Annotated in this window: 14 protein-coding genes; 2 read left to right on the forward strand and 12 right to left on the reverse strand. The window is 69.5% G+C overall.

Annotated elements, in window-relative coordinates; translation table 11 throughout:
- Positions 1-3: 3 nt before the first annotated feature.
- Positions 4-1,239, forward strand: coding sequence for an MFS transporter (locus tag AC3WLZ_RS14345; protein WP_492470487.1), 1,236 nt, complete (start codon positions 4-6; stop codon positions 1,237-1,239).
- An 82-nt stretch (positions 1,240-1,321) separates the two neighbouring features.
- Here the strand turns inward: AC3WLZ_RS14345 and AC3WLZ_RS14350 are convergent, their stop codons facing one another.
- The 3 genes from AC3WLZ_RS14350 to AC3WLZ_RS14360 all read right to left on the reverse strand — a co-directional run bounded on the left by AC3WLZ_RS14350 (position 1,322) and on the right by AC3WLZ_RS14360 (position 3,927).
- Positions 1,322-1,888 carry a YbhB/YbcL family Raf kinase inhibitor-like protein gene (locus AC3WLZ_RS14350; protein ID WP_492470488.1) on the reverse strand — a complete coding sequence of 189 codons (567 nt, stop codon included), beginning with the start codon at positions 1,886-1,888 and terminating at the stop codon, positions 1,322-1,324.
- A gap of 73 nt (positions 1,889-1,961) precedes the next feature.
- Positions 1,962-3,290 carry an MFS transporter gene (locus tag AC3WLZ_RS14355; RefSeq protein ID WP_492470489.1) on the reverse strand — a complete coding sequence of 443 codons (1,329 nt, stop codon included), beginning with the start codon at positions 3,288-3,290 and terminating at the stop codon, positions 1,962-1,964.
- A 124-nt stretch (positions 3,291-3,414) separates the two neighbouring features.
- A complete protein-coding gene (locus AC3WLZ_RS14360) occupies positions 3,415-3,927 on the reverse strand; it encodes an MmyB family transcriptional regulator (RefSeq protein WP_492470490.1) in 513 nt (170 codons plus the stop codon).
- 152 nt (positions 3,928-4,079) lie between these two features.
- On the opposite strand from AC3WLZ_RS14360, the gene AC3WLZ_RS14365 reads away from it, so the two are divergent.
- Entirely contained in the window at positions 4,080-5,060 is a 981-nt protein-coding gene (locus AC3WLZ_RS14365; RefSeq protein WP_492470491.1) for a helix-turn-helix transcriptional regulator, read from the forward strand.
- Here AC3WLZ_RS14365 and AC3WLZ_RS14370 read toward each other — a convergent pair.
- From AC3WLZ_RS14370 to AC3WLZ_RS14410, 9 genes are all read right to left on the reverse strand, one after another.
- On the reverse strand, positions 4,964-5,503 hold the full coding sequence (locus AC3WLZ_RS14370; protein WP_412925591.1) for an MmyB family transcriptional regulator: 540 nt from the start codon (positions 5,501-5,503) through the stop codon (positions 4,964-4,966). The two genes, AC3WLZ_RS14365 and AC3WLZ_RS14370, sit on opposite strands and share 97 nt — an antisense overlap.
- Before the next feature lie 96 nt (positions 5,504-5,599).
- Positions 5,600-6,286 carry a YoaK family protein gene (locus AC3WLZ_RS14375; RefSeq protein ID WP_412925592.1) on the reverse strand — a complete coding sequence of 229 codons (687 nt, stop codon included), beginning with the start codon at positions 6,284-6,286 and terminating at the stop codon, positions 5,600-5,602.
- Positions 6,283-7,554 (reverse strand): threonine/serine exporter family protein, encoded by a 1,272-nt coding sequence (locus AC3WLZ_RS14380; RefSeq protein WP_492470492.1) that lies wholly within the window; start codon positions 7,552-7,554, stop codon positions 6,283-6,285. The genes AC3WLZ_RS14375 and AC3WLZ_RS14380 overlap by 4 nt, the downstream gene beginning before the upstream one ends.
- Positions 7,554-9,026, reverse strand: a complete 1,473-nt coding sequence (gene fumC / locus AC3WLZ_RS14385; protein WP_412925595.1) for a class II fumarate hydratase — start codon at positions 9,024-9,026, stop codon at positions 7,554-7,556. The genes AC3WLZ_RS14380 and fumC overlap by 1 nt, the downstream gene beginning before the upstream one ends.
- Complete coding sequence (locus AC3WLZ_RS14390; RefSeq protein WP_492470493.1) at positions 9,023-9,790, reverse strand: YoaK family protein; 768 nt, start codon at positions 9,788-9,790, stop codon at positions 9,023-9,025. Before AC3WLZ_RS14390 ends, fumC begins: the two co-directional genes overlap by 4 nt.
- 51 nt (positions 9,791-9,841) lie before the next feature.
- On the reverse strand, positions 9,842-10,882 hold the full coding sequence (locus AC3WLZ_RS14395; protein ID WP_492470494.1) for a cupin domain-containing protein: 1,041 nt from the start codon (positions 10,880-10,882) through the stop codon (positions 9,842-9,844).
- A 50-nt stretch (positions 10,883-10,932) separates the two neighbouring features.
- The gene (locus AC3WLZ_RS14400) at positions 10,933-11,379 is read right to left on the reverse strand and encodes a lipocalin-like domain-containing protein (RefSeq protein ID WP_492470495.1); all 447 of its coding nucleotides are present in this window, start codon (positions 11,377-11,379) and stop codon (positions 10,933-10,935) included.
- Complete coding sequence (locus AC3WLZ_RS14405) at positions 11,360-13,042, reverse strand: MFS transporter (protein WP_492470496.1); 1,683 nt, start codon at positions 13,040-13,042, stop codon at positions 11,360-11,362. The genes AC3WLZ_RS14400 and AC3WLZ_RS14405 overlap by 20 nt, the downstream gene beginning before the upstream one ends.
- A 10-nt stretch (positions 13,043-13,052) precedes the next feature.
- A complete protein-coding gene (locus AC3WLZ_RS14410) occupies positions 13,053-14,051 on the reverse strand; it encodes an NAD(P)H-quinone oxidoreductase (RefSeq protein WP_492470497.1) in 999 nt (332 codons plus the stop codon).
- Positions 14,052-14,089: the final 38 nt, after the last annotated feature.

Here is a 14,089-nt window from a genome sequence, read left to right on the forward strand (position 1 = left end):
CGCATGGCGCGGGAAACACCTCTCGGGCTGCCGCAGACGTCCCACGGGGCCGGGTTCTGGGTCGTCGCGACCGCGTTCCTGGTCGTGATGGCCTACGCGACCGTCCCGACACCGCTCTATCCGCTGTACCAAGAGCTCGACGGCTTCCCGGTCGCCGTCATCACACTGATCTTCGCCGCCTTCGCGGTCGGAGTCGTGGTCAGCCTGTTTCTCCTCGGTCACGTCAGCGACTGGATGGGGAGGCGGCGGATGCTGACCGTCGCGATCCTGGTCGCGGCTCTCTCCGCCGTCCTCTTCCTCGTCTGGACGAGCGTGCCGGGACTCCTCGTTGCGCGGTTGGTGAACGGCGCGAGCGTCGGGATCCTCACCGCGACGGCCACCGCTCACCTCGGCGAGCTGCGCGCGCACGCTCGGCCGACGGAGAGCACGATCGTCGCCGCCTCCGTGGCCGGCGCCGCCAACCTCGGCGGTCTCGCCCTCGGTCCGCTGATCGGAGGGCTCTTCGCCGAGTTCCTTCCCGATCCCCTCGTCCTGCCCCACGCGGTCTTCCTCGTCGTGCTCCTGGCCGCCGCCATCGCCGTCACCTGCGTCCCGGAGACCGTTGCGTCCCCCGACGAGCCCCGCGCCTACCGCCCGCAGCGCATCGCGACTCCCCCGCGCTCGAAGACGGCGTTCGTCGCCGCGGGCTTCGGGGCCTTCGCCGGCTTCGCCCTGTTCGGGCTGTTCACCTCGCTCGCACCGACGATCCTCATCGGCACGTTCGGCGAACACGACCATCTCCTCGCCGGGGCCACCGCGTTCTCCGTCTTCGCCGCCGCAGCTGCCAGTCAGGTCGCGCTCGCGCGGGTGCCGCTGCGCGTCCGCCTGACCGTCGCCGCCGCGTGCTGCGGCGTGGGACTCGCCGCGGTCGCCGTGGGCGCTTCCACCCCCTCCCTGGTCGTGTTCCTCGCCGGCGGGGTCGTGTCCGGTGCGGGAGTGGGTGTCCTGTTCGGCGCGGCGGTGGCGACCGCCTCCGGGCTGGCAGAGCCCGGTCTCCGCGGGGAGACGCTGGCGCTGATCTTCCTCATCGCCTACTGCGGACTCGCCCTGCCCGTCATCGCCATCGGCGTGGTGCTCACCTTCGCTTCACAGACCGTCGTGGTCCTCGTGTTCGCGTCCCTCGTGCTCGTGGTGACCGTTGCCGCGGCCCTCGTCATGCGCCGCGCGGCATCCGGCCCCTCCGTCGACGGCCGGGCCTGAGACGATCGCGCGGACGCCCGCTCGCCCCGCCGGCGCGACGCGACCGGGCGGGGCGAGATGCTGTCCGGATGAGCCGTGGACATCAGGGTTTCGAGAGCGGCGACGCGATCGGCTCGGGGGATCCGTCCTCGCCGGTCTGCGCAAGGCCGATCAGCTGGGCGCGGGCGATGATGTGCGGACGGAGGCGGAGCCCCACGATTGCGGGGGTCGCGTCCTCGGCGACCACGAGGGCGGGAACGTCGAGAGCGCTCACCGTGTAGGTGTACCGGTGCGGACCGGTACCGGGAGGTGGGGCGGCCCCGATGAAGACGTCGGTGCCGTACTCATTCCGGCGGCGGGCTGCGCCGAGCGGGAGGAGCGCGTCATCGGTGCCGGCGCCGGCGGGGAGCGAGGTGACGTTGCTCGGGATGTCGATGAGCGTCCAGTGCCAGAAGCCGGAGCCACTCGGGGCATCGGGGTCGAAGACGGTCAGGACGTAGCTCTTGGTGCCCTCGGGAGCACCTTCCCAGTCGAGTTGCGGCGAGCGGTCCTTCCCGCCGGCGGCGGAGCCGCGCACCCAGAGGGGCAGCGGGCCGCCGTCGTCGAAGTCGGGGCTCGTGAGCGTGAAGGTCGGGACGATCGGGAGCTTCCAGTTCGGGTCGTTGGTCATGTCAGTGGCCTTTCTCGGGCGAGGGATCGGGAGGGAACCGGCAGGGCGGCGGTGCGGGTGCGGAACGTCGTCGTCACGGCGCGGGTCTCTTCTCCGGGACGGCGACGGATGCGGGCGGAGCGTGTTGCGGAGCGCGAAGGGGACCCGCGCTCGTTACCGCCTGGACGGCAACGCCGACGACAGCGACAGCGACAACGGCTGCCGCGTAGACGATGACGGCGGCGGCGAGGCCGAGAGGGGCGATCAGCAAACCGGCACCGATCGCCGGCACCCCGAAGGCGACGTAGTTCACGACGTAGATCGCCGAGAACAGCTCGCCCCGCTCGTGGACGCGGGCATGGGGGATGACGAGGCCCACCGCCCCGGCGAAGGCCATCCCGAATCCTGCGCCGCTGACCACGGTCCCGACCACGAGAATCGCGACGGAGCCGAGGGCGATAGCGAGGATGTCGCCGAGTAGGCCGAGCGCGATGAGGAGCGCCCCGACCGTGGCCCCCGTGCGGGCGCGGAGTCGCTGACTGAGGACGACGGTGACGGCGCCGGTCGCCGAGAGCCCCGCGATCAGAAGGCTCGTGGCGACCTCATCTCCCACGAGGAGGAGGTCGCGCGCCGTCTCTCCGACGACGGACAGGGAGAACCCTCCTGCCATCCACACGGCCGCCGCGATCGGAATGGCCTTCATGAACGGTCGTCGAGCCGCTCGTGGCACGGCCACTCGAGGGATCAGGCTCCTCGCTGCGCCGGGCCGCTTCGACGATGATTCGCGCAGCGCCGAGACCGCGCCCACGCTGACCGCGAACAGGACGGCGAAGACGCCGAAGACGACCGCCTTGGGGTCCGGGTGGAACTCCGCGACGGCCCCCGCGAAGACGGCCCCCGCAGCGAGACCGGCCAGCGGCCCGACGCTGCCGAGGGTGGCCGTCAGCCGCGCGCGGTGTTCTCCCGCGAAGTCGGCGATGGCCGCAGAGATCGCGCCGGTCGCGGCGCCCGTGGCGAATCCTTGCAGGGTGCGAGCCACGACGAAGATCCCGATGTCCTGGGAGACGAGGAAGAGAATCATCGACGCCAGCTCCAGCACGGTCGCCGCCAGCATGACCGGACGTCGACCGACGTGGTCGGAGAGCCGGCCCACGACCAGCAGCGTGACGAGGATCGCGAGGGCGTAGACGGCGAAAGCGAAGGTGAGGAGCCAGGGCTCGAAATCCCACGCCCGCAAGAGCAGCGGGAGCAGGGGCGACGGAGCCGCCGCTGCGGCGAAGAAGAGGAAGAGGACGATGGTCGCCGCGGTCAGGCCGTACGTGTCGGCGCGGCGGGACCGGCGGCGCGGGCGCGAGGCCTCCGATGCGGGTCGCGGTGTCATTCCCGCGCGGGCATCCTCGGCGGGATCAGTCAGGTGGGTCATGCGCGGACGGCGTCTCCTCGAGCGGCGGGGCTACGACCAGAACGGATCACCGCCGGGTCACTGCGACGCTAGATTCCGGGTCCTCGAGCGCACATCCCCTGCATGAGAGCGCGACCTCACCTGGTCACCCGTCTGCGAGACGGTTCAGCGCCGCGCGAGAGGCGTCGTCCGTGCAGCGCAGGACCGTCAGAGACAAATCGGACCGCCCCGGCATGGTCATCGCGTGAGCGGCGAGAGAGATCGAACCGACGCGCTGATGGAGCACGCGGAACGGCACGGGCTCGACCGTCTCGGAGGCACCGGCCCACGCCGCTCGGAAGTGCGGACTCATGGATGACATTTCACCGACCAAGAGTTCGAAATCTTCGTCCCCTTCGTATCGGAGCAGGGATTCCCGCAACACATCGGCGATCTGTTGGCGGTCGACCCTCAGATCCTCGGGGAGCTCCTCTGTGGAGAACAGGGCGCGTACGAGATTGACCCCCTCGCGGAAGACGGGTGAGAGTGCTGTGGCGAGAGCATTCGAGGCGACGACGGTCAGATAGCGATCCCGGATGAATGCGGGAACGGCGACCCATCCGTCGATCATCAGCCGCGCCTCGGATGTGGCGACGTTCGGCAGCTCACCGTCCCCCATGGTCGCAGGCTAGTAATTGCCGTGATTGTCGAGGTGGCCCCAAGGGGACCACCTTCACGGCGTCGTCGGCCCGGAAAACTGCGGTTTTCGCCTCCGGCGGGCCCGAGCTGTGAGCAACAATGAATGTCGTGGTCGTGTTGTCCGGAGGTCGCATGCGCCCAGCCCGACCCGAGAAGACGTTGGGCGAATTCCTGCGCGCCCGTCGCGAGCGGGTGCAGCCGGAAGAGGTCGGCATCATGAGGGCGCCGGGCCGACGTGTTCCGGGACTTCGACGAGAAGAGGTTGCCGACCTGGCCGGCGTCAGCCTCGATTACTACCTTCGCCTCGAGCAGGGCAAGGCCAGCAGGCCCTCGGATCAGGTCGTGGCCGGCCTGGCCCGAGCCCTTCGCCTGGACCCCGACGGCCGCCGGTACCTGATGAAACTCGCGCAGCCCCGACCCTTCATGCGAATCGCTCAGGAACAGCACACGGATGACATCGTCGAGCTGTTGTCCCAGTGGTCACATATGCCCGCGTACATCAGCGACGCCAACCAGAACATCGTGGCCGTCAATGCCCTCGCGACGGCCCTCGTCCCCCAATTGCTCGTTCCCGGGATCAACCACGTCGTCGCCGCGTACGACCAATACGCGGCGTTCATGTCACGCGCGTCCGAACACGGCGACCGGTCCGCCGAGGAGGCCGCGTGGGAAGACACCCTGCGAACGATCACCGCCGCACTCCGCTTCAATGGAAATCCGGCCGACCCGGCGTTCCAGGAGATCGTCGGACTGCTGACATCCCGTCATCCCGCATTCCGGCGCATCTGGGCGCTTCACGAAGCGAGGCCGCAGCTCAACGGCCGGGTCTCCGTCCACACCGAGGATTTCGGCTGGATCGATCTCAGCTGGCAGAACCTGGATGCCCCGGGCGCGGCCGATCTTTACGTCACGCTGCTGTTCGCCGCGGACGGATCGCGCGCGGCTCATGCGCTTGCTCAGCTGTCGACGAAACAGGGGGAAGCGCCGATGAACGGCGAGGGAGGCGAGGAGAGTGCTCAGCCGGAGACGGATGAACTCGACTCCAGGCGCGCGATCGCCGCGCGCCCGGACTCGTCGGCGGGCACGAAGACGAGCAGAGCGCACTCGTCCTGACCCGACATCCCGAGGATGTTGTACGTGCAGGCGACGGTTCCTACGGCGGTGCCCTCGAAGACGATGGGCCCTGTCATCCGGGTCCGGGTCTCAGGATCCGCCCACATCTCAGAGAAGTCGCGGGACGCGGTGGCGAGTTCGCCGAGGAGGCGCCGCGATGCGCGATCCTCGTCGTGCTCGTCGACGAACCCGCGGAGGAGGGCGACCGTGGCGGATGCCGCACTTCGCCACCGGGGATGCTCGAACTGGCGCTTCGGTGACAGGAAAGCGAAGCGGGCCAGGTTCTCGCCGACGCTGAAGGCCTCGGAGAGCCGCGGCGCGACATCCGTGGCGGCGAGCACATCGAGATGACGATCGAAAAGCACGGCGGGCAACGGTCGCCACGCGTCGAGGAGGCGCTCCCATTCCGCCGTCTCGCTGCGATCGTGACTTCTCTCGCCCATCCCTCCACGCTACGGTTTCGGCGAGCCTGCTGACTGGCACTCCCGGTCCCCCTCGGGGACCCTCGAGGCGGGTCGTCGACATCGAGCGGGAGCGTGTCAGCGGGTACGTGCCCGGGCGGTGCCGCGGAGCGCGAGCAGCAGGAGGGCGACGGCAAGGGCTGCGGGGATGACCGCGGCGTGGTCGCTGAAGAGGGTTGCGCCGCCCGCTCCGATGAGGCATCCGCCGACGAATCCGGCCAGAAGAGGCCAACTCGCCGTCCACTTCGCCCGAGCGTCGGGAGCGTCGCCGCGAGTACGCACGATGTCGGTGGCAGCCACGACCGCGGCAACCAGGTTGCCCGTCATCACGGCGGTGGAGAGGGCACGGGGCGGCACGATGTGGAGGTAGGCGTTCTGGAACGCCATCGCGCAGACCGCGCAGATTCCGATCACGATCGCCACTCCGCTCTTCGGATGGGCCGAGGCGTGAGTGGTGAAGGAGAGTGCGCCGGCGGCGACGAGGAAGAGGGCTTGCGCCCCGAACAAGACGATGGTGACGCGCGCGGAGTCCGACCCGATCCGGCGTGCGGCGACGGTCGCGATCGCCGTGGTGGAGATGAACACCGGGATGGCCAGGAGCGCGACGGCATCGGGAGGCGTGCCGGTCACCACGTCGGCGGCGACCACGACGACGTTTCCCGTGACGTGCGCGGAGAAGAATCCGCCGAGCAGCAACCAGCTCGTCACGTCGGTGACACCGGCGATCACGCTGAGCGCGGTCGGGATCAGGATCGCCCTGTTCACGCCCTCGCCGCCCGACTGAACCGGCCGTACACATGCATGGGTACCGCGAGCCCGACGGCCATCGCGATGACGATCAGCGCCGCCGTGGTGGCATCCGAGATGCCTCCGAGCAACTGCGGGTCGGCACCCCCGAACGGCAAGCTGTCGAGGGCGTCGATGGCTCGAAAGACGAACACCCCGGGGACGAGGGACACGACGGCGGCGAAGCCGATGCCGGCGAAGGGGATGTGCAGTCGATGCGAGACCGGGGCGAGGACGAGGCCGACCAGAAGGCACGCCAGGAATGCGCCGACCACGATGTTCATCCCCTCGACGGTCATCGCCCACCACCGGAGCCCGTGCGCGACGGCTCCGACGATCACCGGCCAGACGATGAACCGGTAGGGCATCGAGAAGTACACCGGGTAGGACGCCGCGGCGACCGCGGCGTCGACGACGTCGAGCCAGAACGGCACGGAGCGGCCGGCCGGGTCCGTCGGCAGGTTCGTACCGAAGACGGCCAGCGCGAGCCCGAGCCCCGTGCCGATCGACAGCAGCAGGACGGCCGCGTAGCCGAGGCGGGCGAAGCCGAGCGGGATGCGCAGTGCCAGCACGTCGAGGGCGCCGTTGAGGATGTGCGGGCCGGGGACGAGGATCATCGCCGGGCACACCGCGATCAGCCGCAGCGACGAACTGAGGTCGGCCTGCACCGCCAGCCCCCCGATGATGCCCGCGACCATTGCGGCGGCGAACACCTGACCGATCGGCCCGACGCGCGCGCGACCGAGCAGACGACGGATTGCGCCGCCGACGGCGGCACTCCCCGCCGCGAGGAGTACCGCCGTGGCATCCTGGGCGCCGAAGATGATCGCCAGCGACCCCGCCCCCGACGCGCAGGCGAGGAGGAAGATCCAGAGGTTCGCCGGGCGCGCATCGCGGGCGCGAGCGAGCGTGGCGACCAGGTCGCTCCTTCCCGCCGCCCCCTCGCCGAGCCGGTCGATGGTCCGCATCAGCAGCGCGACGGCACGCAGGGAGATCCCGGTGGGCGCCGCCGGCACGATCCTCGCGGGTGCCGCGTCCCGCGGGGAGGGGTCCGCAACGGTCACCGCGGTCCATCCCGGGATCAGCTCGAACCCCGTCCCCAGGCCCCGATTCATCCGCTCCACGGCGGCGAGGGTCACCGAGGTGGATTCACCGCCGGACTGCAGAACGGCGGCGGCCGCCGCGACGAGATCCCGATCGGATCGGTGCGCGGCCGCCGCCGCAGCCCGCACGGCCTTCGTCGTCATCAGGCTCCGCCGACGCCGTGCCCGACGAGCGTTGCGGGGACGACGATCTCGTCGAACTGTTCCGCGGTGACAAGCCCTGATGCCAGCGCCGCCTCGCGAAGGGTCTGGTCGCCGGCCAGAGCGCTCTCGGCGATGTGGGCGGCGTTCTGATACCCGATCACGGGGCTGAGTGCGGTGACCAGCATCAGGCTCTCCCCCACGAAGGAAGCGATCCTCTTCTCGTTCAGCTCGGTGCCCTTGACGGAGTACGTGAGGAACTTCTCGACGCCGTCGCCGAGGATGCGGGCCGAGTGCAGGAAGTTGTTGATGATGATGGGGCGCATCGCGTTGAGCTCGAAGTTGCCCTGCGACCCCGCGAACGCGACCGCGGAGTCGTCGCCGAGGACCTGGATGGCGATCATCACGATCGCCTCGCACTGAGTCGGGTTGACCTTCCCCGGCATGATGGAGGACCCCGGCTCGTTCGAGGGCAGCACCAGCTCGGCGAACCCCGTGCGGGGGCCGGATGCCAGCCAGCGCATGTCGTTGGCGATCTTCATCAGCGACACCGCGGCGCCGCGCAGGGCGGCGTGGGCGCGGACGATGGCGTCCAGCGATCCCTGCGCCTCGAACTTGTTCGGCGCGGTGACGTACTTCTTGCCGGTGAGCTCCGCGATCTTCTCCGCGACCTTCTTGGAGAAGCCGGCCGGAGCGTTGAGACCCGTGCCGACAGCCGTCCCGCCGAGGGCGAGACGCAGCAAGCCGTCGCGGGAGCGCTCGATCTCCCGGATGACACCGTGCAGCATCGCGGCATATCCCGACCACTCCTGGCCGACGGTGAGCGGCACGGCGTCCTCGAGGTGCGTTCGGCCGATCTTCACGACCCCCATCCACTTTTCGGCTTTCGCGTCGATCTCGGCGTGCAGCTCTCGCAGGCGCGGGAGGAGACGGTCGTCGATCTCGGTGAGAGCGGCGATGTGCATGGCGGTCGGAAAGGAGTCGTTGCTGGACTGCGCCATGTTCACGTCGTCGTTGGGGCCGACCGGGTGCTGGGAGCCGAGGGTGCCGCCGAGCAGTTGGATGGCGCGGTTGGACAGAACCTCGTTGACGTTCATGTTGCTCTGCGTGCCCGATCCGGTCTGCCACACGTAGAGCGGGAACTCCCGGTCGAGTTTGCCGGCGATGGTCTCGTCGGCGGCCTGGACGATGGCCTTCGCCTTCCACCCCGGGAGTCGACCCGCCTCTTCATTGACCAGGGCCGCGGCCTTCTTCACGATGCCGTAGGCGCGGTACACCTCGATGGGCATGCGATCGTTGCCGATCGAGAAGTGCTGGAGGGAGCGCTGGGTCTGCGCTCCCCAGTACCGGTCGGCCGGTACGGCCACGGTGCCCATGCTGTCGAACTCCCGGCGTTCCCCGGTGGCGTCGATCCCGACGGGCACGTCGGTGTACACGGGGATGGTCGAGGTGCTCCGGTCGATGGTGCTGCTCATGGTGAAACCTCCTGTGTGTGGTGGTGGTGGCGTACGGCATCCGCGCTCTCCCCGCCCGGTCGCCGTCGGTGAGAGGGGGTCACCCTCGGGATGGGTGCGGGGAGACGACCCGGTCCGTGGCTCGTCAGCCGCCGGGGCGTGATCGTCGTCGCCGTGAGAGCGGCGGCGACAACAGCCGGAAGAAGAGGGAGCGCCGCTCCGTACAGGGGATCGGCGTGGATGGCGACCGCCCCGCCGAGGGCCCCGACGACGAGAGCGGCGATGACGGCGAGGCGGATGCCCGCCGGCTGAGGCTTGCGGTCGGCGGCGTCGGCCATGAGGCTGGTGATGGTGCCGGTGACGTAGGTCGTCGTGACGCCGGAGGCCCCGTCGATGCGCTTGGCGATAGCGGTCTGGCAGGCCATCGCCATCGCGGACAGGCCGGTGAGAACAACGACGGCGACCGGGGAGGCGCCGCCCGCACCGACGGCCCACATCCCGAGGATCGCCGCCTGCGCGAGAGCCGCGACGACGAGCAGGATGACGGTCCTCCCCGTCGGGGTATCGCCGGGCGTGAACCGCAGCGCGAGGAATAACGTGCCGGCGAAGACGACGATCGCGGTGGTGATTCCCGCAATCGTGGAGCCGTAGCCGGGACGGTCGACGAGGCCGCCGAGGACGAGATTGCCCGTCATGTTCGCGGTGAAGACGCCGCTGAGCTGAAGGAACGCGAAGGCATCCGTCGCCCCCGCCGCGAAGGCGAGCACCACGGCGACCAGAGCCATCCGGCTCGATCGTCGTGCCGGCGCCCCCGCGGCGGGAGAGATGTCCATGGGTCAGGCGATCGGATCGCGCGGATTGGCGCGTGCCACGATGAGCGGATCGATGGGGGTGAAGGGGAACGAGGGCAACTCCTTCTCCGGAACCTGGAACGTCGCGGCGAGCACCTCCCGGGAGAAGGCCGTCGCTGTCGCCCGATAGCCGACGTCGCCCGGAACGAACTGATCGAAGAAGATCAGGAACTCGATCCCCTCCTCGCTGAGCGCCTCGATGTGGTGCGGGTAGGCCCGCGGCACGAAGTAGGCCTGGCCGGGGGCGAGCTCGTACGTGTCGACGGTGCCGTCGGGGTCGAGAATCGTCATTCGAGCGTGGCCGCTCCGGACGTACCCGAGCTCAGCGGTGATCGGATGCCAATGCGGTTCCCGCATCCCGCCTCCCCCGATGTTCAGCGAGTACATGGACAGGTCCTCCAGCGCCGCCCAGAACTGCTTGCGGGCGAGCTTGGCGGAACCGTACGGGTAGGCCAGCGGCGCGATCTGTCCTTCCGCGTCGAACAAGTGAGCGTTGGGCAGTCCCGCGTTCTCCGGGACGGTCGCGCTCCCCGTCCGGCGGATGATCTGCGGCGCCTCCCCCCGGGGGAAACCCTCGAACGCGGAGGCCGGGAGGTCGTACGTGTTTCCCAGGACGGCGTTACTCATCACGTTCACGCTGTTCTGGAAAGAGAAGTGCTGCGGGTCGGCGGTGCGGAGCGCGGCGATGATCTCCGCTGCCCCCTCCCCGACGTTCTCGATGTGGTAGACCGCACCGGATGCGACGTGGTACATCTGCCCGGTCTTCACGAGGAAGGTCGCGAACTCGTCACCGGTGGCGAGCATCGACACCAAGACGGTGCCCCGAGTGACATAGGCGATCTGGTTCGAATTGACGTTCCACTGCGGCTCGCGGATCGCCCCCGGCTCGAGCACGATCCGCTTGAGGCTCATCCCATCGAGGATCGAGAAGTTGCTCGCGCTCAGTTCGGCGACCGACCCGAGATCGCTCTCGAAGACGGGAGCGACGTCGACGAGGGATGCGACGTGGCGGGACGGGGTGCTCATGATCGGGTTTCCCATGGCATTCCTTTCGGTAGGGGTGTCTGCGGTCGACGTCACGCGGGGACTCGGCTCCAGGTCAGCTCGACGTGGAGGCTGCGCCCGTCGGGCGAAACCGCCTGCAGCGTTCGGCCGCGAAGGATGTCGTCGTGGACCGTGAAGGTCCGCACCTGCTCACCGCCCTGCCATCCGGGGAAAAGAGCGATGTCGATGTGATGGGTGACGGTGTCCGTCTCGGGGTAGAGGGTGAAGGGGCCGCCGTACGCGATGAAGTCTCGGGCCATGGCGACGACCTCCGCATCGGTCGCACTCTCCGGACCGGCTCCACCACTGGCAGGACGGGTGGTGCTGCCGAGCACGGCCGTGACGATGCCGTTGGCGCTGTAGCTGAGATAGCCGTCGGCGTTCGGACCGAATTGGGCTCGGCGCTCGCCGTCGGCGAAGACTTCCTCGGCGCTGACGAAGCGCCACGCTCCGACGAGGTCAGTGATGGTGGTGGTCATGACGGTTCTCCTTCTGGGGATGACGCCGAGGAATCTCCGTCGGGGTGACGGGGACGGCGATACGGGTGCGACCGACCTGGATGAGGTGATGGACGTCGACACGAGTGGCGAGGGCGCTGGCGGAGCGGATGGTCTCGTCGTCGTACTGGGTCGGGCGACTGGTGTGCTGCTGGAGGTGCTCCTGCCAGCTCCCGACGCCGAAGACCTCGACGAGGTGGCTGGGGCTCTCGCGGTCTTGGTAGAGCGTCCAGGTGCGCGCACCGGTACGCCGCCTGCTGTGCTCCACGAGCCGCATCTGCTCGACGAAGACCGTGCGATCTTCCTCGGGGATCTCGTACCGGACGAGCACGAGGGTCTGCCCCAGGGGATCGACGTCGGCGCCCCCATCGGGACCAAGAGGAAACGGGACGGTGAGACGCCGCTTCTCCGCGGTCGGAAGCAGCGGCCACCGCAGTTGTGACGCGGCGACGAGGATCACGAGGGCGCCGGCCGCAGCGATCGTCGCGGGCGCGCCGGTCCAGCTCGCGATGCCGCCGCCGACGACGGCCCCCAGAGCCAGAGCACCGAAGAAGACCATCTGGTAGATCGACAGCCCCCGGGCACGCACCCAGACGGGGAGGAAGGATTCGACGACGCCGTTCACGGTCGCCACGACACCGATCCACGCAGCGCCCACCACGGCGAGCACGGGCAGGGTCACCGCGATGCTCGACGACAGAGCTACCGTCAGGGTGCCGGCGCCGAAGACGGCCGACGAGAGGAGGACGGTGACGTTCTCTCCGATCCTGTCGCGCAGCATCGGGGCGACGAACGCCGCCGCGACGGACCCCGCACCGAGCCCGGCAAGGAGGACCCCGTAGCCGGCGGAGTCGACGCCGAGGCGGTCCGTGGCCACGAGCGGGAGCAATGCGTACAGCACACTCCCCGGCACGACGAAGAGACCGAGCCGCACGAAGAGTCGACGGATGACACCGGAGTGGGAGACGTAGCGCATCCCCGCGCGGGTCGCGTCGACGAACCGCTCGGGCTCGTGTCCGCCCGGGCGGTAGCTGCGCCAGCCGATCAGGACGACCAGGAAGACCCCGAACGACGCAAGGTTGAGACCGAAGACGAACGCCACCCCGAGGCTCGACAGGAGGAGCCCTGCGACGGCCGGCCCGATCGCACGAGCGAGATTCACGGAGATCGCGCTCAGTGACGCCGCGTTCGGGATCATCGGAGCGGGGACGATCTCGGCCGAGATCGCCTCGTAAGCGGGAAGTTGCACCGCCGATGCCGCGCCGAGCAGCAGTGTGAGCACCAGGAGCAGGTACGACGTCATCTCTCCCGCCGCCGTGAGGGCGACGAGCCCGGCACTGATCACCACCTGCACGCTCTGCACCCAGATCAGCAGGCCGCGCCGGTTCAGGAGCTCGCCCAGTACCCCGGCCGGGATGCCGAGCACGAGGACGGGTGCTGACGACGCGGTCTGCACGAGGGCGATGAGCAGCGGCGAACTCTGCTCCTCGATCAGGAACCACTGCGCCCCCACCGTCTGCATCCAGCTGCCGATGTTGCTGACGAGAGCGGCGATCCAGAGGGCACGGAAGATCGGCACGGTGAACGGCGCGAGCACGCGCACGCGGTCCGCACCGCTCTCGTCATTCGTCGCGATATCGGTCACGGCTCTGGACCTACCGGCGCGGCCGGTGCCGAGGCGTCTCGAGGACGACCTTGCCGACCGTTCGCCCGGACTCGAGCAGTTCGTGAGCGAGCGCGGCTTCGGCGAGCGGGAAAACGGTGTCGACGACCGCTCTGATGCGGCCCGCCGCGACGAGCGGTATCACGTCGCGAATGACGCCGGCGACGATGGCTGCCTTCTGATGTGCGGGTCGGCTGCGGAGGATCGTCGCGGAGATGCTCGCGCGGCGGGCCAGGAGTTCGCCGAGGTCGAACGTGACCGGCCCGACGGCACCCCCGATGATGACGAGGTGTCCGTCGTCGGCGAGGCACTCCATGTTGCGGCGAAGGTAGGTGGTGCCGACGATGTCCAGGATCGCGTCGACGCCTCGGCCGTCCGTGGCGTCGAGGGTCGCCGCGACGAAGTCGGCGAGGCGGTAATTGACCGCCTCGGTCGCTCCCAGCTCGACTGCGGCGCGCGTCTTCGCTTCACTGCCCGCGGTGGTGATGACTCGCGCGCCGATCGCCGTCGCCCATTGGATGGCGAAGGAGCCGATTCCGCCGCCGGCGCCATGGATGAGCACCGCCTGTCCGGCACGGAGACCCGCGATCATGGCGAGGTTCGAGTAGACGGTGCACGCGACCTCCGGCAATGCGGCAGCCTCGATCATGCTGAGGCCGGCGGGGACGGGAATCAGCTGCGCGGCGGGCGCAATGGCCTCTTCGGCGTAACCGCCTCCGGCGACGAGGGCGCAGACCTCGTCACCGAGGCGCCAACCGGTGACCTCGCTGCCGAGCGCGGTGATGATGCCCGCCACCTCGAGGCCGAGCCCCGGTGGTGCGTTCGGAGGCACCGGGTAATGCCCTCGCCGCTCGAGGAGGTCGGCGTTGTTCACGCCGGCAGCGGCGACTTCGATACGCACCTCGCGCGGACCGGGCTCCGGCCGTTCCACCCGTACGAGGCGGAGGACGTCAGGAGGACCCGGGTGGGTGAAGCGGATCGCGGAGGACATCGAGGTCGTTCTTCCCTTCGGGGTGCGCGCGTGATCGA

It is taken from the genome of Microbacterium sp. FW305-3-2-15-F-LB2 (assembly GCF_058787255.1).